We start from the raw sequence: 18,049 nt of genomic DNA, 5'->3' as shown, positions 1-18,049 counted from the left end.
TACGTTCCCGCGCAATACAACAAGGACACGCCTGCTGCGTTGATGGTGTTCCAAGATGGCGAACGAATGCGAGACGTGAACGGACGCTGGCGAATTCCTGTTGTGTTTGACAACTTAATCGCTCGCGGTGACATGCCGCCCACGATCGCCGTCTTTCTCGATCCAGGCCACCACAAATCGAAACCACGCAAAGGCAACAAGTCGTCCAATCGCAGCTTTGAGTACGACGGACTGGGGGATCGCTACGCAAACTTCTTGCTCGACGAAATACTCCCGGAAGTAGAATCGCGTTACAACATTTCCGATGATCCCAAGATGCGTGCGATCGGTGGATCGAGTTCCGGTGCGATCTGTGCCTTTACCGTTGCTTGGGAGCGGCCCGACCAGTTCCAAAAGGTCTACAACAGCGTCGGCAGCTACACCAATCTCCGTGGTGGCGATGCCTATTCGGGACTCGTGCGAAAAACGGAACCCAAGCCAATCCGTGTCTACATGGCTGACACGAGCGGCGACGTCGACAATGCGTTTGGAAGTTGGCCGATCGCAAACCAGCAGATGGCATCGTCACTGAAGTATATGGGGTATGACGTCCGCTTCGATTGGGCCGAAGGCTACATGCATAACGCGGACTACGGAAGCTCGCGTTTTCCCGATGCGATGAAATGGCTATGGCGAAACGAAGCTCACTCGCCGACCATTGACACGAGTGACGACCTGCGTGGCGACCTCACGCTGTTGAATCTACTAGTGCCTGACCAGTCATGGAAAGTCGTGGCGCAGGACCTGGGCTTCGCCGATGCTCCGTGCAGCGACGATCAAGGCAACTTCTACTTCTGTGACATGAAGGCACCTGCAGTGTACCGTGTCGACGCAATCAGCGGTGAGAAAACCGTGATTGCGAAGGAGTCCGTCAGCGGACTCGAATTCGGTCCCGACGGAATGCTCTACGGTTGCCAAGGCAAACAGAAACGGGTGATCGCCATCGACACCACCAACGGCGATGTGAAAATCGTCGCTTCCGATGTGCAACCCAACGACATGGCGGTCTCCAAGGACGGTTACATTTTCATCACTCAGACGCAAGCGAAGCAAGTCACGCGAATCAACATCAAGACGGGTGAGGTTTCGGTCGCCGACACCGGCATCACACGTCCCAACGGAATCGCGATGTCGAATGACGGCGGAACGCTTGCCGTTTCCGACCATGGTGGTCCCTACACATGGACATTCCGCGTCAACGCGGGTGGCGAATTGGACGCTAAGATGCCGACCATGCCGATGCGACTTCCAATCGACCCCAAGGGGGAATTCAAGTTCAACGAACCCCCGCCATACAGCACCGTCTCTCGTGGCGATGGCATGTGCGTCGATAAAGCCGGGCGTTATTACGTCACCAGCGAGTTAGGCGTGCAAATTTTTGACCCAACGGGACGTCCGTGCGGCGTGCTTCCCAAACCCGACAAGACCATGCCGTTAACCAGTTGCACGATCGCTGGCGAGAACCACGAGACCCTCTTCATCACCAACGGCCGAGCGGTCTACCAGCGTCAACTGCAGATCCAATAGTGAAGTTGGACCCGCTCCTAATCTGCCAGGCAGGAGTCTTTCAGTATGTTAGCCGCTTTGACGCTAGCCACGGTTCCGACATTCAACCGGGGCAATCGCCAAATCGCAACGCTGTACGGGAGAGAAAAAGGTACGGGAGAGAAAAAGGTACGCGGACTCTTTTCTCGGGAGTGGCAGGTCGGATTCAGTGCTCCGGTGACCGACTCCGGAGTGTGTTGTCGCCTCACTAAGCGTGCTCCGGTTTCATCGACCGGACGTTTTACTGGAGTCGGCCACTGCAGCACGCTGAGGTGTTCACGCCCCACGTCATGACATCGCTGCCGATTCGTCGCGGTTGATGCCAGCCCGATTCATTAGAAGGCCCTTCTTGAGACGACCCTCCAAAGAGCATGAAGGTTGATTCAAAGGTAGCTCGAGAACTCGAGAAATTGGCCAGCAAAATTGCACGAGGATGAGACGTGGTTGCCTGAAGACGCATCGTTTGAAGGAATCGATGGTGACAACGATTCAGCGATTATCTGGTGAGCCGACGAAGTGCGGCGAGGCGATTTGCCAGCTCAGCGAATTGCGGTTCGGAGAAGTGGACACATTTCGCAGAGATACAAACGTGGTGGACTTTGGAGTGTTTTACCATCGCCAGCAGAAAGTCCCGCGATTTCTGCGGCGAGAGCTGCCCCACTAGGACGCTCACAATCGGCTGAGACACGGGGAAATACGCAATCCGACGTTTCGGCGGTGTCCGTGGCGGTGTCATCCGCGCACGGGAGCGACGACCAAGGCAATGAACTATTGGCGATCTGGAGTGGCTTGGATGATCCTGCGAAAGCCGAGCTGATGAGCGTAGCGAGAGATCTGGCGAGTCGATCGGACCAAGTAACGCGATTGCCGAACCCAACCCGAGCGAAGCGGTAGGGCGTCTTGATCTACCCTCCACCAAAGCTATTCCAGGGAATTGACTGCTGACGCCTTGGAAAAGGAAGCGGGCTGAAGACACGCCGGAAACACCTTGGCGATGATCAGGACTCGCCCAACTAGTCACCGTGGGAAATTTGGGAGATGTTGCCATCGGTAGGAAGGCGAATGCAACGGAGGGATGTCGCGGAGTTACAATCGAGTTCTTGGCAAATGACAAAGGCTGTGGCCGAAACCAGAATTCCCCACTGATAAGGATTGAAATTAATGCGATCGTTTTTGGTTCTACTCGCCCTAACTATCACCGGATGCTCAGCCGGCACACCAACCCCCGATTCATTTAGCGTCTTCGCCGAGTCAGAGCTTTCTCGGTATCAAAACTTGGCACTTGATGGAGTCGTCTTCTCGCTAGTCGATACAGACCTCAGGGAAAACGACTCGCTTTCTTATCCGTTCGTTGGGATCGTCAAGTTTAAGGTGATCGATAACACCAAATGGTTCACGCGGCATGTCCCAGGATACGAAACTCCAGCCGTCGTCACCTTTTCCGTTCCGATCGAGTACCGGTACCGATCGGATAACAAATCATGGGAATTCGTCAAATCCAATTACCGGGAAGTCGCATTCGATCTCCCTGAGGTGACAGATGAAGGTAAGAAATTCGACGTTCTTGAGAAGATTCTTTCTGATCCGCTGACTGGCACGATCACAGACCCAAGCAAGATGCCGTTCCTTGTTAGAACGATATCTACATGGACTCTTGATGAGTACAAAAAGGAATTCAAGATTGATTGAGTCTTCAAGTTAGTGATGTTTGGAGATGCCAGCCATCGATGAAGATCACGCTGTTCACGCGGGTGTACCAAGGTAGGGTATATCTAAGTCACGGGTCCTTTCTGGAGGTCTGATTGCTCCCACCCTCACAAGGGAACGGTGAGTGAATCAACAAACGTAGCGCTACACGGGCTATCCCAAAAAAAAGGGGTAGGGGTCCCTGCGCCGCAGCGTCTGGAATCTGTTAGTGGAAACGCCCGAAACGTGAATCCCGACTGTGGCAATTGCGTTAACGCCACCAGCAACGCCCCTGCTGTCGACGGAGACGCTGCGAAACCTCAAACGGGCGTAATCTGTCGAGTTGACTACTCGATGCGTTAAAACGCTTACAGGAATCATCAGGACCAATCAAACGGCAAAAAGTGCCCTGGACACGGTCTTGGTTGTCACGAGAATGGGCTCCGTGGACCGATCCCCACATCTAACCGAATTGCTGGGCTGATCCCCCGGCGAATGCGGGTACGCGACTGATCCTCGCCTAACGATCTGACCGAGTGGTGCGACACCTTGCGCTCACTCGGTTGGATCGGCCCTTCCAACAAGCAAGGTGATTCTGATGACCGATGCCGAATCTGTAGACTTGGAACTGCGCGAACTGACTTGGCGAGACCTCGCGAACGATGCGTACAAGACGGCTGAAAGCGTCGTGAAGTCACTGTCGGTAAACTGGATGCCGGAGCCCAACGCCAGGGCGATGCGGGATGGCAAGCCGCTGTCGATCGATGAGACGGCTGAGCTACTCCAAGAGCGTCTGGAGCTTCTGGAAGGCCGGTACGCCTATCTGCGGAGCATGTTTGGCCGGATGGGGCCGCTGCTGGACGACATGGATGAATTCACTATTCCGGCCCACCCGGTTTACTACTCGTGGTACCCGGGGATGGAAACGGTCATCGTCCCTGAATCGGAATACCAAGCCGCATGGAAGGCAATCGCCGACGTAGAGAGCCGCATTGCGTTTTGGAACCTGATGGCGACGGACCACTATCGTGAGGCGAGCCACATCGCTGAAAAGCCGGAAGAGGAGCGAACCCCGCAAGAGATCGACCGACTACAGCGATACCGAGACCGCCAATCTAACAATCCATTCCATCCCCATATCAAGAAGCTGATTCTCGATCGGTTGCGAAAAGAACAGGCTCGAATCAAGAGGGATTTTGCTATCGGGCTGGCTGATGAGCTAGCGCCGCCTGCATTGGATCCGCTGTACGACACACGTCCGAAGCGTGAGGGAGTCGCAAGAACGGAGTCACCCGAAGCCGACGAGCCGAACGTCGATAAGCCAGATGAGGAACGCGACGGCCTGCTGTTATCGCCGGGGGCGATGGAGGGCTTGGCGAGCATACTAGGCCAGCTATCGAAGCGGCCCGCTCACGAAATTGCAGCTGGCGAGATCATCGATCAAATACGTAAAGACCGGCGTGAAACAAAGACATCCCAAGATGACTGGGCGGTGAGACTAGGGAAGAGCAAAAAGACGATCAACAAGGCGATGAAGATCGTTAAGAGGACCGAGGTGTACCGTGACGCGGTATCGATACCGGTATCCTCGGATACCGCGAAAAAAAATCTGTCACGGCAAAACACGTAGTTTTTCGGTTTCCAAACTGCGGTACCGGCGAAAAATGGATACTGCGGGGCCATGGGTGTAGGAGGACCACTCATGGCCAAGAAACGAAAACCAAACCCAAACGTCGACACCGTACGAGCACTCATACGGATTGCTCGATCGGCGTCTCTATCAGGTGATGACCTGCTGCTGCGTAGCGCTGAGGTCGAGCTGTCGGACTACGGCATCTCACTCGTAGACATCGGCATTACCACCACCTCTGAGCCGAAGGAGGTGGCCCGTGGCTAATCCAACACGATCGACGGTGATCGAATCCGTCGACATCGATGAGCTGATAGCGGCAATCACCGCGGCCGTACTAGCTGCCCTGATGCCCCTGCTGTCCGAGTCATCCGAGCCCCGACTCGTCGGTGGCGACGCTATGGCCGACCTCCTCGGTGTGTCCCGACCGACCGTGGATCGCGCACGAGCAGCCGGAGAGATACCGAGCATCATGATCGGGAGTCGGCGGCTATATCAGCCCGAGGCGGTGATCGCGGCACTGGCTGCCGCCAACAAAAAAAGGGGTGACGGCCATGCTGATTGACCACCACCCCCAGAAAACGCGTGACAGTGCGACCCGTCACCCCGATGATACCCGACACGAGCCCCGAGCCCAAGCTGATCGTGCCCGTGTACGTATCGCCGGACGCGTGGGTGAGATCGCTCGACAGGTATCCGAGATGGCGGCGTCCGACCGTCTCGCAATACGCTTGGCTGTGCATCGACGCCGACGCCAGCTACTGAGCGAGCAGGGCTATACGTCCGATGAGATCGACCGCATCGAGGACCTGCGTTTGGGCGCCAGCTATCACGTGCTGTGCGCCATGGGGCAATGCTCACGTCTCTGGATCGATGACGGCATGCTGCACGTCGATGGATCCCGAGCTGGACATTTTGCCAAGCGGCTCGCCCGCTACAACCAGGTCCCCGATGGGCACGATCGGAGCCTAGCGGCGGTGCTGTACCTGCGACTCACTGGAGGTGCAACATGACCCAGCGTGATACGACTTTGCCGCAGTATCCGTCTGCGGATCGGAAAAACATCGGCTACGCGATCCGATACATCAAGGCCCTGATGGCGAGCGATGCAATACGAGACATCGGCATGGAGGCGGTCCTGCTTTGCGTGTTTGTCGCGTCGTGTGAGGACAAACTGCACTATGCCAAACCGCCAAAGTATTGGCGAAAGGAAATGATGAATCAGTTCGGCAAAGGCTCGCCCAAGGATTTAAATCGCATCCGGAAGGCTGCAGAGGATGCTGGGCTACTTCATCACGTTCCCGGAACCAGAACCAAGATGGGAGTGTATTGGACATTGGTGCCTGAATGGCTCCCGATGGGAAACGAACCGTTCCCAAAAGGGAACGGAACGAAGCCGAACCGTTCCCAAAAGGGAACGGATCAAGCTGCGAACCGTTCCCAAAAGGGAACGGAAAGGGGAACGGAAAGGGGAACGCTTTCTATACCCAGTACCCATACACCCAAAAAGAAGAAGACCGAGCCATCATTTGATCATGCGAAAGTTGATCTGCCATTTGGCTCTGACGAATTCCGAGAGGCCTGGGAAGACTACTGCGAAATGAGGCGCGAAGTCAAAAAGGCGCTGACACCGACTGCCGCCAAGGCCGCGTTGAAGAAGCTAGGTGGCTGGGAAGAGGCTGACGCTTGTGATGCGCTCGAAAACAGTACGGCCAGTCAGTGGCAGGGATTGTTTCTACCGGACAAACCAAGAGGACGCGCGGACGATCGCGAGCCAACGACACCACCACCACCAATCAAGCGACGGAGATCACCCCAATGACCAATCATGACCGACCGACCGCCCGCGACCGCGTGACCGAGACCGAGGCCTGTCTGATCGCCGCCGTCATTGCCGATCCAGACACGATAACCGAGGCGTCCGCTATCGCCGACGCGAGTGACTTTGTTGATGACCGGCATCGCCGATTGTGGGGAATCATCACATCGATGGCCGATGCCAATGAGTCGATACACGACGTCAGGCGACTGCTCGCAAACATTCGTGATGCAGGCCTGATGGAGGCTCTTGGCGGCAAGGAGGCTTTCGCCAAGCGATACCTGGACATCGAGGTAGCGGCTAACGCGACAGCATACGCCAAGGACGTCAAGCGGCATTCAACGCGCCGACAACTCAGGGCACTCGCGAAGCAATTCGTGGACGACATCGAGGCCACCGACGATCCGGCCGAAGTGGCCAACATCGTCCGCGCTAAGATCGATGATGTTGCATCCTACGCATCGACGACCACGGACACGTTGAGCCTCCATGAGGCGGCTTTGCAGAGGCTGCAACTGATCGAGAATCCCGAGGCATCCGAAGTCGGCAAGCTGATCCCAACCGGCATAACGTGTCTTGACGAAGTCTATGGAGGCCTGCGATGCGGCGGATCCTACGTAATTGCAGCGAGGCCTGGGCGGGGCAAGTCGGCATTGATGAAGCAGATATTCAACTCGTTGGACGTCCGAGGAAGGTCATCGCTGTGTATCTCGCTGGAGATGGAACCGCATGAGTTTGCATCGCGAGTCTTGTCGGAACGAGCCGAAATCGACGGCAAGATGCTAGAGGTGGATGACACCGGTGGATGCCTATTGAGCAACGACGAGCTTGAGCGACTACGCAAAACCGTCAGCGACACCGAGCACAGCGTGATTTACATAGCAGCGCCCAAGGGCAAAGCAGCGACGATGGAGGCGATAGCGGCACAAGCGAGGCTGGCCAAGGCGAAATGGGGCATCGAGGTGCTGGCGGTGGACTACCTGCAAATCATGGCCAAGTCATCGCCACGACAAACAGACTATGAATTCGTGACGGCAAACTCGAAGGCATTTAAGCAATTGGCGAGAGAGCTGGGCATCGTCGTGATTGTCCTATCGCAGCTAAACCGAGGTGGCGAGAGCGGTGGCAACCCAAGGCGTCCGAGATTGTCTGACCTTCGCGACAGCGGATCGATCGAGCAGGATGCGGACGGTGTAATCATGCTCCACCAGATCGCGGAGCACTCCACAGACTATGAGTTGATCGTTGCCAAAATGAGAAACGACTCGGAGAACAGATTCCCGGTTGAGCTTGTCGGCAAGTACACAATGTTTCGATCGCGGGAGGGCAAATGATGGACACCACGACCAACACCCACAGCACCATCGTTCCCATCGTTCCGGTAGTGTTCACCGCGACTGACGAACGCACTCGCAGGCTTGCCTGGGGCATGGCCGCCGACGATGACGCAGAGCGACTCTTGGCGATGGATGAGATGGATCCGGCCGACGTTCCAACGTGTCCACGATGCCGGAGAGTTTGCGACACCCAGCGAATGGATGACGATTGGCGGTGCTCTCGATGTGACACCGATGCCCGTGAAATCAGGCAACGCACAAGGCGTTTTTGGGCCCAATAGGCGGCCCGGAGTGCGTGCTATGTTGCTCGCGTGTGTGCGCGTGCGCGTAGCAAGCTAATTCGATCCTACGATTCCGAATCACCGGTATGTTGCTCGCGTGTGTGCGCGTGCGCGTAGAACCAGATCGGGTGGGATCCCGTACTCTGGAGCACGTATGTTGCTCGCGTGTGTGCGCGTGCGCGTAGGGCCTTCCGACTGGGCCACAGGAAAATCTACATACACGCAGGCATCGAGCTTGCTAAACTGACCTCGCAACGGCTAGGGGTAAGCTCCCGAACACCGGTCATCACCCACCGGCCCGCCGTTGCTCTTTTTTCTTTTGGGTGACGTGAGAGGTGACACGATGGCGAGTTTGCGTAAAGAGAATGACCGTGGGCGAGTTGGGTGGCGGTTACAGTTTCGGCACGATGGCAAGCGTCGGTCTCTGTGGCTAAGTGATCCAAGTAAGCGACGCGCCGAAACGGTGATGCGTCACGTTGACGAACTTGTTAGAGCCAAGGCGTCTGGAGGTGGGATTGATCCAGCGACCGCTAACTGGGCGATCGATCTTCAGGGCAAGCTCTTTGACTCTCTTGCCCGCATCGGTTTGGTCGACCCGAAGCGACATACATCGCTTGGTGATGATGCTCGACTGCTTGGCCCGTTCTGCGATGCGTACATTGCCAGCCGTACCGATCTGAAACAGGCAACGATCGACAACTACGGACATGCCAGACGGTTGTTGGTCGAGAGGTTTGGAGAGCGTCACATTCTCGCAGCGATTACGGTTGCTGATGCCGAGAATTGGCGTCGATGGATGCTTGCCCGACCGGTGAAGTGGGATGCCGACGGTAAGCCGACCGCGACGATGGCCGAAGCGACAGTGAGCAAGCACGTGAAGCGGGCCAAGACGATGTTCGCCCATGCGGTTAAGGACCGGTTGCTAACCGAAAATCCCTTTGCCGAACTGAAAACGAGCAGCGAAGTGAATCGCAGTCGTGATCACTACATTGACCGCAAGACCGCCGCGGCCGTCCTTACTGCCTGTCCCGATGATGACTGGCGGTTGGTATTTGCGTTTGCTCGCTTTGCAGGCCTGCGACGATGTGAGGTGCTCGCCATGAAGTGGACGGACATCCTCTGGGATGTGGAGCGGTTGCGTATCGACTCACCAAAGACCGGCTTGCGGTTCTGTCCCATCTTTCCTGAGCTGATGCCGTTCCTGCTTGCATCGTCCGAGTCGGCACCCGATGGGGCGGTGCGGTGCATTCACCGATATCATCGATTGGCCAATGTGGGCACCCAGCTAAACCGAGTCATCGAGTCGGCCGGAGTCGTCCCATGGCCCAAGACGTTCCAGAACCTGAGAGCGACCCGCCGCACCGAACTGCAGGAGCGGCACCAGGATCACGTTGTTAACTCATGGCTTGGTCATTCGAGCCAAACGGCTGAGAAGCACTATTTGCAGGTGACTGATGACCATTGGGCCGCGGGCTCGAATGAGGTGACCGGTGAGGCAATCGATGCTGAATCGATCATTAATGGCTCTGGCGGTGTCCGTGGCGGTGTCATCGGTGCAAATCACCAAGGAAAAGAGCCAATCACCCCACGAAAAAACCCCGCGAAACAGGCTTGTGAGGTGCCTGGAACACGGGGTTTTATGAGTCTAGCTGCCCCACTAGGACTTGAACCTAGAATAACAGAGTCAGAATCTGTCGTGTTGCCAATTACACTATGGGGCAGTGTTGATGCGAATGCGTTGATGCGGAAGCTGTTTTGATGCGGAAGCCGCCTTCATTTTGCCGGCCACATCCAAATGTTTCCGATTGGAATGTTTCGGCTTCGCGTCGCCTTTTCCGCCGTTGCGACGACCATCATAAGCGAAATTGCATTCTTCGCTACTGCCAGCCGCTGCGTCTATTTGGATCGTTTTTTGATTCGCAGTCAAGATGGCGTTCCGATTCCTTCGTTGTTGTTTGGGCTCAATTGGCATAGAATGTGCTTCCGGCGCGGCTCACCGCGAGCATTTGGCGTCTTCGGGCGTGGGGAAACCGTCACGAAACGCCAGCGATCCTGATCGATGGGCCCATTGCCCGCCGCTGCCCCCCCCTCCATTTTGATTTACTAGATTCCGAGGCATTTCCTATGGCTTTCTTGTCGACAAGTTCGATCGGAGATGACGGCAGCGCAGAACGTTTTCGTCTGCAAGACGGCGAAACCGTGATCGGCCGGCACCCGGATTGCCATATCGTGGTCGATGCCGGCGCGGTCAGCCGCTACCACGCCAAAGTCGTGCATCAGGATGGCGACTTCCTCGTCGAAGACTCGGGCAGCCGCAACGGCACCTTTTTGAATGGGCAACTCTTGACCGAGCCCGAGGTGCTGCGGGAAGGAGACCGCGTTCGCATCAGTGACGTGGAGCTCGTCTTTCACCAAGACGCTGTCCCCGAATTTGCCCAAGACCACAATCTAATGACGTTCGATGGATCGAACTTCGGCATCATGATGGTCGAGGACGCGGATGCCGAGAAAATCAGCTCTTCAAAAGTCGAATTCCGCAGCAGCAGCGAGGGGCTGAAGCTGTCGGCAACGCCCGAGGCGAAACTCGAAGCCTTGATGCGAATCAATAGCAACCTCAGCAACGCATTGGGGCTCGACGAAGTGCTGCCGAAGGTGCTGAATAGTTTGTTTGATATCTTTCCTGCGGCGGACCGCGGCTTTGTCGTGATGGAAGATAACCATGGCAATTTGATCCCCCGTTGGGTCAAAACGCGGCAAACGCGAGATGAGAGCGAGACCGTTCGGATCAGCCGTACGATCATTCGCGAAGTGATGAAAACGGGCGAGGCCATTCTGTCGCTCGACGCCTCCGAAGACACCCGGTTTGACAGTAGCCAATCGATTGCCGATTTTTCGATTCGGTCAATGATTTGTGCTCCGCTGATTGATGGCAGTGGACAATCCTTTGGCGCTTTACAAATCGACTCGCTCAAAGGCCGCGGGCAATTTCGCGAGGAAGACACCGATTTGCTCAGCGGGGTAGCGGCCCAAGCCGGGGTGGTGATCAACAACGCGCGATTGCATGAGCAGGCGCTGCATCAACGCGAAGTCGAACAAGATCTGAAATTGGCCACGGAAGTTCAGCAGGCTTTCTTGCCTCAATCACCTCCAGATGCTCCGGGCTATCAGGTTTGCAGTTTCTATCAGGCAGCGAACCACATCGGCGGCGACTATTTTGATTACATCCATCTGGCCGATGGACGTGTGGCGGTGGTGGTCGCCGACGTCGTTGGCCACGGTGTGGCGGCGGCGATGTTTATGGCCAAATTGTCGGCGGAAACGCGTTTTTGTTTGGCGAGCGATGCCAACGTGGCGCGAGCCGTGGAGCGGCTGAACGATCGAATGAGCCGGTTGCATGTCGAACGGTTTGTCACGTTTTTATTAGTCGTGATTGATCCCACCAGCGATTCGGTGACGATTGTCAACGCAGGCCATATGGCCCCCATCGTACGGCTTGCCCGAGACGGAAAAATTGTCGAACCTGGCGAAGAAGAATCGGGATTGCCGATCGCGATTGATGACGGAATGTCGTACGAAGCAGTCGAGTTTCCGATGGCTGTCGGTGATGTGGCGGTCATGTACACCGATGGGATCAACGAGGCCATGGACAATGACGACAACGAATTTGGGATCGATAAAGTTCGCGAGATGACGGCGCTCGGTGGCCACGCCGAAGAGATCAAAGACCGGTTGGTCGAAGCGGTGCTGAAGCATGTCGGCGATGCTCCGCCGTTTGACGATATGTGTTTAGTCGTGATCGAGCGGCTCGCGGTGGCCGGTGAAACGGTCAGTGAACTTACCGACACTGCGGACCAAGATATATTGGGGCAATTGGCCGATGAAGACACGGGATTCTAAAACCATGAACGCTTCGCAGCTTCGATACGTCGTCCGTTTCCGTGGTCAAGTCCAAGGCGTTGGTTTTCGTGCGAACGCGCTTTCACAAAGCATCGGTCTCCGCGTGCGAGGGTTTGTGCGAAACCGAGGGGATGGATCCGTTGAATTGGATGTGGTCGGCTCGGAACCAGACCTACGGGAATTGTTGAAGCGAATCGAAGAATCGATGAAAGGTAACATCGACGACCGGGAAATCGAAACATTGCCCGCAGAAGAGCGTGCGGACGAGTTTCGGATTCGATATTCCTAAGCACGCTAGTTTCCTGACCACGAAGGTCCCTTTGACCATGAACGAGCTTTGATGAAACGCGACCGGATTTATTCGTTGCCTCACGAACGTGTTGGCAGCTTCGCCTTTGACGAACAGGTGGTCGAGGTGTTTCCCGATATGATCGCGAGATCGGTTCCGGGATACGCGTCGATTTTGGCGATGATCCAGCAATTGGCTCCGCGGTTCGCTCAAGCAAAAACGAACGTCTACGATTTAGGGTGTTCCCTTGGCGCCGCCACTCTATTGATCCAGCCTCGAGTGCCACAGGATTGTGTCATTCACGCCGTTGATAATTCGCCGGCGATGGTCGCGCGATTGCAAGCGAAATTGCAAGCGAAATTGCAAGACAGCGAGCCGCAATCCGCCATGGCACCGGTCCATGTGCATCAAGCGGATGTGTGTGGATTCCCGATGACCAACGCTTCGTTTGTGGTACTGAATTGGACGCTTCAGTTCATCCCCAAAGATCAACGAGCGTCGCTATTAACTGCGGTCGCGGATGCGATCGTCCCCGGGGGCGCGCTGCTCGTTTCGGAAAAGATTTGTTTCGACGATGCGGGGCAACAATCGCTGCTGAATGATTTGCACCATGATTTTAAACGTGCCAATGGATACAGCGATCTCGAAATTGCTCAGAAACGTACCGCGTTGGAAGATCGCTTGATTCCTGAGACCATGCAAACGCACGTCGATCGACTTTATGCCGCAGGATTTGATTGCGTCGCGCCGTGGTTTCAATGTTTCAACTTTGCCTCGATTTTGGCGGTCAAAGCGGAGTCGGCAGCGTGACGTTATTTGATCGAGAGGCATTGTTTGAACAATTGCGTCAACGAGGTTTAACCGATTGGGCGAGCGAGTTGCGGCGGATTTGCAGCGAGCGATTTCATCCTTCCAAACATGGCAATCTCGATAAATGGACACGTGCTTGGCAGTCGCTGCCGGAATGCCAGGACGCGTCGATCGATGCCAGCGGCGATGCCGTGACGGTCCGCGGATCGCTCGCGATGGATCCTCGTCATGTCGACTCGCTGACGTCGACGCTGATGCAGATGCATCCTTGGCGGAAAGGACCGTTTGATTTCTTCGGAGTCTCGGTAGATACCGAATGGCGATCCAATTGGAAGTGGGATCGTTTGGCCGAGTCGCTTGATTTTCGTGGCAAATCGGTGCTCGATGTAGGTTGTGGCAACGGTTACTACGGATGGCGAATGATCGATGCAGGAGCCGATTGGGTGCTCGGATGTGATCCCTATCTTTTGTACGTGATGCAATTCGAAGCGATGCGCCGCTATGCGGCAGGACCAGAGAAGCATTTCATTGTGCCGTTGGCCGACACCGATCTTCCCAGTCAACTGCAAGCATTCGATTTGACACTTTCGATGGGGGTCCTGTATCACCGCACTAGCCCGATTGATCACTTGCAAACGCTGGCGGAAACGCTTAAGCCCGGAGGGCAGGTGGTGGTCGAGACGTTGGTGATCGAGTCGGACGAAGCAACGGTGCTGGTGCCTGAGGATCGTTACGCCAAGATGCGAAACGTTTGGTTCATCCCATCGGTACCGATGTTGACGCGGTGGTTGGATCGGAGCGGATTTACCAACATCGACGTTATCGATGTGACCGCGACCACGCCCTCGGAACAGCGAGGAACACCGTGGATGACCTTTCACTCACTCGTTGATTTTTTGGACCCGGTCGATCCATCACGCACGGTCGAAGGCTACCCGTCGCCGGTTCGAGCGATTGTCGTGGCGACAAAGTCCTAGACAATCGGCTTTCCGGTGTGGATTGGAAACGCCCTGCAAATCGTCATCGCATTTCCTGGGCCGCGGGCCGCTGGCCGACGAAACTATTGCCTCATGTTTTAGGGATGATGTTGCTTGGTGATCTGCAGCATGGCCTCGTGCAGCTTGCCATTACTTGCAACAAGGCTGGTTGTTTTTAGTGGTAGATCGGCACCTCTAGCATCGCTGACTTGGCCGCCAGCCTCGCTGACAAACAGTCGTCCGGCAGCAAAATCCCAGGGAGAAAGTTGGTATTCAAAGAAGCCGCCGAACTGACCGCAGCCGACTTGGCAAAGGTCCAGCGACGCGGTGCCAAATCGCCGGATGCCGTGAATGTCGTTGCCAAAAAAAGCTTCGATCGCGGCGAGCGTACTTCGCATCATGTCGCCGCGATCGTAATAGAATCCGCAACCGATCAAAACTTCGCTCAATTTTTCAGAATTGCAAACCGAGACGGCGACGCCGTTGATCGCCGCCCCGCCGCCTTTCGTCGCCGTAAACATCTCGTCGCGAACCGGATTAAACACCGCACCGACCACCGGTTCACCGCGGTGATAGTAGGCGATCGAGACGGCAAAATGAGGTAACCGATGCGCGAAGTTATTGGTACCGTCCAGCGGATCGATGATCCATAAATGTTCGGCGTCGGTGGCGCCGCCGGCGAGCGATTCTTCGCCCAAAAGTTCATGGCCGGGATAGCGGGTCCGCAAGAAGTTGGCGATCGCTTGTTCGCTCTCAAGGTCTGCATCACTGACCAAGTCGTATGTCTTACCGCCCACTTCGGACTTGTTGCGGATCGTCACGCCATCGCGGAAATAGCGAAGCAGGATCTCGCCGCCGACGCGTGCTGCACTCGTGGCGGTCAGTAAAAGTTCGTTACGGTCGAGCATCAATGGGTCTCGGTTGCGAAGAAAGGATGGGACGTGCAATACATTACCAAGGAAGCACTGGATTGCCGAAGCCCCCGCTGCCGAGCCTCTCTGATGCCGAGGCCCCCAATCGCGAGGCCCCCAATCTCGAGGCCCCCAATCGCGAGGCCAAGCGACAAATTGGCTGATTCACGAGCTTTCGTGTGCTTGGAACCTTAGCGGACAGGTGCCGTCAGCGTCGAGGAGGTGGGCCGAAAGTGGGGCCAATACAGATTTTCGCCGTGCTTGTCGTGATAAAAAAGAGGGTGACCAGCATCGCTTGATTGCCCGCAACATACCGGCTGTGACGGTCCATTAACGCTTGGCGATTCAAGCCGAGCGGAGCGATTGCAGCGGAATGATCCTCAGTGCCAGCAGTCGTTCGATTGCCATCGCACCGCGGCCTTCACGGACCACGCGTTGCAGGTCACTTTTGTTGATCATCCCCACGACCGATCCGCCGCTGGACACCAAGAACTTTTCCAATGAGTTGGTGCCTAACCACCCCAATGCGTTTTTCGCATTCCACTGACTACTGATAATCGGCAGCGAGCGAACGTCGGGAAAGTTCGGGCCTGGATGGTTCAGCAACCTTGCTTTGACCGCATCACTGGATTCCTCGTCACGGCGAGACGCAGGAAAACCATCCGTACTGCGCGCCGCCGAAGCGACATCGTCCCGCACCGGAGCGGTGGCCAGCATCGCTTCGCCACGAGCCGCGAGGAAAATAAATCCGGCAATGAAGACAAGCATCAAATTGCCGCTGATCAATCCAAGTAAACCGAAGCCAACCGCCGTGATTTGTCCCACATTTGCAGCGATACGGGTTGCCGCGGCGTAAGGCATTGTCATCGCCAAGAGCGATCGCAACACGCGGCCGCCGTCCATCGGGAACGCAGGCAGCATATTAAACACGACCAACGCGACATTGACGATCGCCAAACGGCTTAGGAACGAAGTGACGGCGCCGGCGGCGGGATCCAAAATCGCGAAGCCGATGAAAATCGCAGCAGCGATCACAACATTCACTGCGGGACCCGCGACGGCGATTGCCAATTCGTGCGCCGGGCGTCGAGGCATCCGCGCGAGGCTGGCGACGCCTCCGATCGGTAGTATCGTGATATCACGTGTGGGAATGCCAAAGCGGCGTGCCATCAGCGCGTGTCCGTATTCATGAAACAGCACGCAAGCGAAAATCGAGAGCACAAACAGCACCGAAACGGTCGCGCCAGCGACCCCGCTGCCCGCCGCCAGGCTCGAAAAATAGATCCACAGAGGGACGAGTAAAAACGTCCAGTGAACGCGAACGTCGATATTGGCGAATCGTCCCAAATGCCATGAACCGCTCATGAATCAGTCTCCTTGAAAAAATTGAACTCAAGGCGGTCTATGGATGCATACGCTGTGCCAACGGTTGGGGACTGCCAATTCTGCGGAAGAATACCGATTGCTACAGACTTCACGCGTCGAATCGACTGGGGAACACCACCTCGATGGGGCAATTTGCCACGATCTTCCCCGCCACAGGAGGTGGGGTCAGCGTCGTTGCGACCGAAACGTGGACCTTCGTGACTGTGGCCTCGTGGGGTGAGCAGGTCCGTTAGTGAGCAGGTCCGTTAGTGGGTGAGCCGTTGCCACGGAGTTCCTGCAACGCTTCGTAGGCCGCGATCGGAGCAGAGAGACGCGGTTCCACCCCTTCGAGTGTTGCCATTACTTTTGCAACCACACCGCGATGTTTGCCCCGTTTGCGAATTTCTTTCAAGGCGTGATGGGCGACTTTGTAAAACGACCCCGAACGGCTCGAGTGGGACAGCCCGCTGAGCACCGCTTGCAACCCGACTTCGCCCATCTCGGCCACGCCTTCGGCGGCGACCCAGGCAACGTCGTGGTCATCGTCGTCCATCGCGTGCACTAACGGCAACGCGGCGATGGGGTCTCCGATTTGCGATAATGCCTTTGCCGCTTCCCAGCGAACTTGATGGCGATAATCGACTAATTCGGCGATCAGAGCTTCCGTCACATCGCGACTCTCTGCGGCGACCAACGCGTTACGGGCTTTCTCGCGGACCACGCCATCATCCGAAGCAAGTTGTTTGATGGCTGAACTGATTTCATGCGTCTTCATTGCTTGCGGTTCCTAACGTTGGAGATCGTTTCGGTCTTAGCCCAGGGGCGTCAAGCAAAGCAAAATCAAAACACGGTAAGAGCCGTTACCTTGGCGCGACCCGGTGTTTGTTCAGTATACCCACCGAGCATGCCAAAGAACAAATCAAGGTCATTGCGACAAGCAGGACTCGCGATCGCGTGAAGGGGGAAGGATCGAAACAGCGACGAGCGGTTTCGGGGCTTGCATTGATCGACGGCAAACGAGCGATGCAATTGCCATTTAGGCACAGGTTCATTTAGGCACAGGTTCATTTAGGCACGGGCTTTGCCAAGGGTTTAAATGACCGTGGGGGCGACGTGATGAAGTGGGGGGGGGGAACTCTTGAATCCCCTTCATTACGGCAACGCCTTCGCACGGCAGCCCACTGCGAAAAGTCGATTTTGCGGTTCGACGGCCAAATTTCATCCAACTTAGCTCCGAGACTGATCCGATGAGGCTACGAAACAAGTTAGGAGTCTTTTTGCCGGTAACCGGATTTCTGTTGTTGTGCTTGGGGTTTTCCGGCGCCTGGTATGTACTGCAATTGCAGCGTCAAAATTCGCAAATTCTTGACGTCAACGTGGCGAGCATCCGGGCGGCCGAAGCGATGGAATTGATTGTTCGTGAGATGCGGCACGAATTAGGCGTGTTTTTGTTGACCAAGGAT

Annotated in this window: 18 protein-coding genes, 1 tRNA gene and 1 pseudogene; 15 read left to right on the top strand and 5 right to left on the bottom strand. The window is 56.0% G+C overall.

Annotated elements, in window-relative coordinates; genetic code table 11:
* The 10 genes and pseudogenes from ABX962_RS09740 to ABX962_RS09695 all read left to right on the top strand — a co-directional run.
* A partial coding sequence (locus ABX962_RS09740; RefSeq protein WP_372718892.1) for an SMP-30/gluconolactonase/LRE family protein occupies positions 1-1,566 on the top strand: 1,566 nt, incomplete at its 5' end.
* Positions 1,567-2,745: 1,179 nt separating this feature from the next.
* The gene (locus ABX962_RS09735) at positions 2,746-3,273 is read left to right on the top strand and encodes a hypothetical protein (RefSeq protein ID WP_372718890.1); all 528 of its coding nucleotides are present in this window, start codon (positions 2,746-2,748) and stop codon (positions 3,271-3,273) included.
* Positions 3,274-3,868: 595 nt separating this feature from the next.
* A complete protein-coding gene (locus ABX962_RS09730) occupies positions 3,869-4,900 on the top strand; it encodes a hypothetical protein (protein WP_372718888.1) in 1,032 nt (343 codons plus the stop codon).
* A gap of 72 nt (positions 4,901-4,972) precedes the next feature.
* Positions 4,973-5,167: a hypothetical protein gene (locus ABX962_RS09725; protein ID WP_372718886.1), complete on the top strand. Its 195-nt coding sequence runs from the start codon at positions 4,973-4,975 to the stop codon at positions 5,165-5,167.
* Entirely contained in the window at positions 5,160-5,465 is a 306-nt protein-coding gene (locus ABX962_RS09720) for a helix-turn-helix transcriptional regulator (RefSeq protein WP_372718884.1), read from the top strand. Before ABX962_RS09725 ends, ABX962_RS09720 begins: the two co-directional genes overlap by 8 nt.
* The gene (locus tag ABX962_RS09715) at positions 5,455-5,913 is read left to right on the top strand and encodes a hypothetical protein (RefSeq protein WP_372718883.1); all 459 of its coding nucleotides are present in this window, start codon (positions 5,455-5,457) and stop codon (positions 5,911-5,913) included. The genes ABX962_RS09720 and ABX962_RS09715 overlap by 11 nt, the downstream gene beginning before the upstream one ends.
* A complete protein-coding gene (locus ABX962_RS09710; protein ID WP_372718881.1) occupies positions 5,910-6,722 on the top strand; it encodes a hypothetical protein in 813 nt (270 codons plus the stop codon). Before ABX962_RS09715 ends, ABX962_RS09710 begins: the two co-directional genes overlap by 4 nt.
* Positions 6,719-8,053, top strand: a complete 1,335-nt coding sequence (locus ABX962_RS09705; RefSeq protein WP_372718879.1) for a replicative DNA helicase — start codon at positions 6,719-6,721, stop codon at positions 8,051-8,053. The genes ABX962_RS09710 and ABX962_RS09705 overlap by 4 nt, the downstream gene beginning before the upstream one ends.
* On the top strand, positions 8,050-8,337 hold the full coding sequence (locus ABX962_RS09700; RefSeq protein ID WP_372718877.1) for a hypothetical protein: 288 nt from the start codon (positions 8,050-8,052) through the stop codon (positions 8,335-8,337). The genes ABX962_RS09705 and ABX962_RS09700 overlap by 4 nt, the downstream gene beginning before the upstream one ends.
* 343 nt (positions 8,338-8,680) lie before the next feature.
* Positions 8,681-9,223, top strand: a pseudogene (locus tag ABX962_RS09695) (hypothetical protein); the annotation flags it as partial.
* Positions 9,224-9,986: 763 nt separating this feature from the next.
* On the opposite strand, the gene ABX962_RS09690 reads toward ABX962_RS09695, so the two are convergent.
* Together ABX962_RS09690 and ABX962_RS09685 are read right to left on the bottom strand one after the other, a co-directional pair.
* Positions 9,987-10,058: transfer RNA gene (locus tag ABX962_RS09690), tRNA-Gln, on the bottom strand.
* On the bottom strand, positions 10,049-10,264 hold the full coding sequence (locus ABX962_RS09685; RefSeq protein WP_372718875.1) for a hypothetical protein: 216 nt from the start codon (positions 10,262-10,264) through the stop codon (positions 10,049-10,051). The genes ABX962_RS09690 and ABX962_RS09685 overlap by 10 nt, the downstream gene beginning before the upstream one ends.
* A gap of 197 nt (positions 10,265-10,461) precedes the next feature.
* Between ABX962_RS09685 and ABX962_RS09680 the strand changes: the two genes are divergently transcribed.
* From ABX962_RS09680 to cmoB, 4 genes are read left to right on the top strand one after another with little or no spacing between them, the layout of a single operon-like run.
* Entirely contained in the window at positions 10,462-12,234 is a 1,773-nt protein-coding gene (locus tag ABX962_RS09680) for a SpoIIE family protein phosphatase (RefSeq protein WP_372718873.1), read from the top strand.
* A 4-nt stretch (positions 12,235-12,238) separates the two neighbouring features.
* Positions 12,239-12,523, top strand: a complete 285-nt coding sequence (locus ABX962_RS09675; RefSeq protein ID WP_372718871.1) for an acylphosphatase — start codon at positions 12,239-12,241, stop codon at positions 12,521-12,523.
* Between the two features lie 51 nt (positions 12,524-12,574).
* Positions 12,575-13,333 carry a carboxy-S-adenosyl-L-methionine synthase CmoA gene (gene cmoA, locus ABX962_RS09670; RefSeq protein WP_372718869.1) on the top strand — a complete coding sequence of 253 codons (759 nt, stop codon included), beginning with the start codon at positions 12,575-12,577 and terminating at the stop codon, positions 13,331-13,333.
* Positions 13,282-14,310 carry a tRNA 5-methoxyuridine(34)/uridine 5-oxyacetic acid(34) synthase CmoB gene (cmoB, locus tag ABX962_RS09665; protein ID WP_372718867.1) on the top strand — a complete coding sequence of 343 codons (1,029 nt, stop codon included), beginning with the start codon at positions 13,282-13,284 and terminating at the stop codon, positions 14,308-14,310. The genes cmoA and cmoB overlap by 52 nt, the downstream gene beginning before the upstream one ends.
* A gap of 98 nt (positions 14,311-14,408) precedes the next feature.
* Here cmoB and ABX962_RS09660 read toward each other — a convergent pair whose 3' ends face one another.
* The 3 genes from ABX962_RS09660 to ABX962_RS09650 all read right to left on the bottom strand — a co-directional run bounded on the left by ABX962_RS09660 (position 14,409) and on the right by ABX962_RS09650 (position 17,361).
* A complete protein-coding gene (locus tag ABX962_RS09660) occupies positions 14,409-15,218 on the bottom strand; it encodes an inositol monophosphatase family protein (protein ID WP_372718865.1) in 810 nt (269 codons plus the stop codon).
* A gap of 348 nt (positions 15,219-15,566) precedes the next feature.
* Positions 15,567-16,586, bottom strand: coding sequence for a site-2 protease family protein (locus tag ABX962_RS09655; RefSeq protein ID WP_372718864.1), 1,020 nt, complete (start codon positions 16,584-16,586; stop codon positions 15,567-15,569).
* A 250-nt stretch (positions 16,587-16,836) separates the two neighbouring features.
* On the bottom strand, positions 16,837-17,361 hold the full coding sequence (locus ABX962_RS09650) for a HEAT repeat domain-containing protein (RefSeq protein ID WP_372718862.1): 525 nt from the start codon (positions 17,359-17,361) through the stop codon (positions 16,837-16,839).
* A 472-nt stretch (positions 17,362-17,833) separates the two neighbouring features.
* Here ABX962_RS09650 and ABX962_RS09645 point away from each other — a divergent pair.
* A partial coding sequence (locus ABX962_RS09645) for a hypothetical protein (RefSeq protein ID WP_372718860.1) occupies positions 17,834-18,049 on the top strand: 216 nt, incomplete at its 3' end.

Origin of the sequence: Novipirellula sp., assembly GCF_041583735.1 — a bacterium.
Lineage (GTDB): Bacteria > Planctomycetota > Planctomycetia > Pirellulales > Pirellulaceae > Novipirellula.
Note: the sequence above shows the minus strand (reverse complement) of the source record. Positions and strands in the feature narration are given on the sequence as shown.

Excerpts from the sequence above, each read along its gene's own strand:
- ABX962_RS09735 (WP_372718890.1), top strand. The coding sequence starts at position 2,746 with ATGCGATCGTTTTTGGTTCTACTCGCCCTAACTATCACCGGATGCTCA.
- ABX962_RS09730 (WP_372718888.1), top strand. The coding sequence starts at position 3,869 with ATGACCGATGCCGAATCTGTAGACTTGGAACTGCGCGAACTGACTTGG.
- ABX962_RS09725 (WP_372718886.1), top strand. The coding sequence starts at position 4,973 with ATGGCCAAGAAACGAAAACCAAACCCAAACGTCGACACCGTACGAGCA.
- ABX962_RS09715 (WP_372718883.1), top strand. The coding sequence starts at position 5,455 with ATGCTGATTGACCACCACCCCCAGAAAACGCGTGACAGTGCGACCCGT.
- ABX962_RS09710 (WP_372718881.1), top strand. The coding sequence starts at position 5,910 with ATGACCCAGCGTGATACGACTTTGCCGCAGTATCCGTCTGCGGATCGG.
- ABX962_RS09705 (WP_372718879.1), top strand. The coding sequence starts at position 6,719 with ATGACCAATCATGACCGACCGACCGCCCGCGACCGCGTGACCGAGACC.
- ABX962_RS09700 (WP_372718877.1), top strand. The coding sequence starts at position 8,050 with ATGATGGACACCACGACCAACACCCACAGCACCATCGTTCCCATCGTT.
- ABX962_RS09680 (WP_372718873.1), top strand. The coding sequence starts at position 10,462 with ATGGCTTTCTTGTCGACAAGTTCGATCGGAGATGACGGCAGCGCAGAA.
- ABX962_RS09675 (WP_372718871.1), top strand. The coding sequence starts at position 12,239 with ATGAACGCTTCGCAGCTTCGATACGTCGTCCGTTTCCGTGGTCAAGTC.
- cmoA (WP_372718869.1), top strand. The coding sequence starts at position 12,575 with ATGAAACGCGACCGGATTTATTCGTTGCCTCACGAACGTGTTGGCAGC.
- cmoB (WP_372718867.1), top strand. The coding sequence starts at position 13,282 with ATGTTTCAACTTTGCCTCGATTTTGGCGGTCAAAGCGGAGTCGGCAGC.
- ABX962_RS09660 (WP_372718865.1), bottom strand. The coding sequence starts at position 15,218 with ATGCTCGACCGTAACGAACTTTTACTGACCGCCACGAGTGCAGCACGC.
- ABX962_RS09655 (WP_372718864.1), bottom strand. The coding sequence starts at position 16,586 with ATGAGCGGTTCATGGCATTTGGGACGATTCGCCAATATCGACGTTCGC.
- ABX962_RS09650 (WP_372718862.1), bottom strand. The coding sequence starts at position 17,361 with ATGAAGACGCATGAAATCAGTTCAGCCATCAAACAACTTGCTTCGGAT.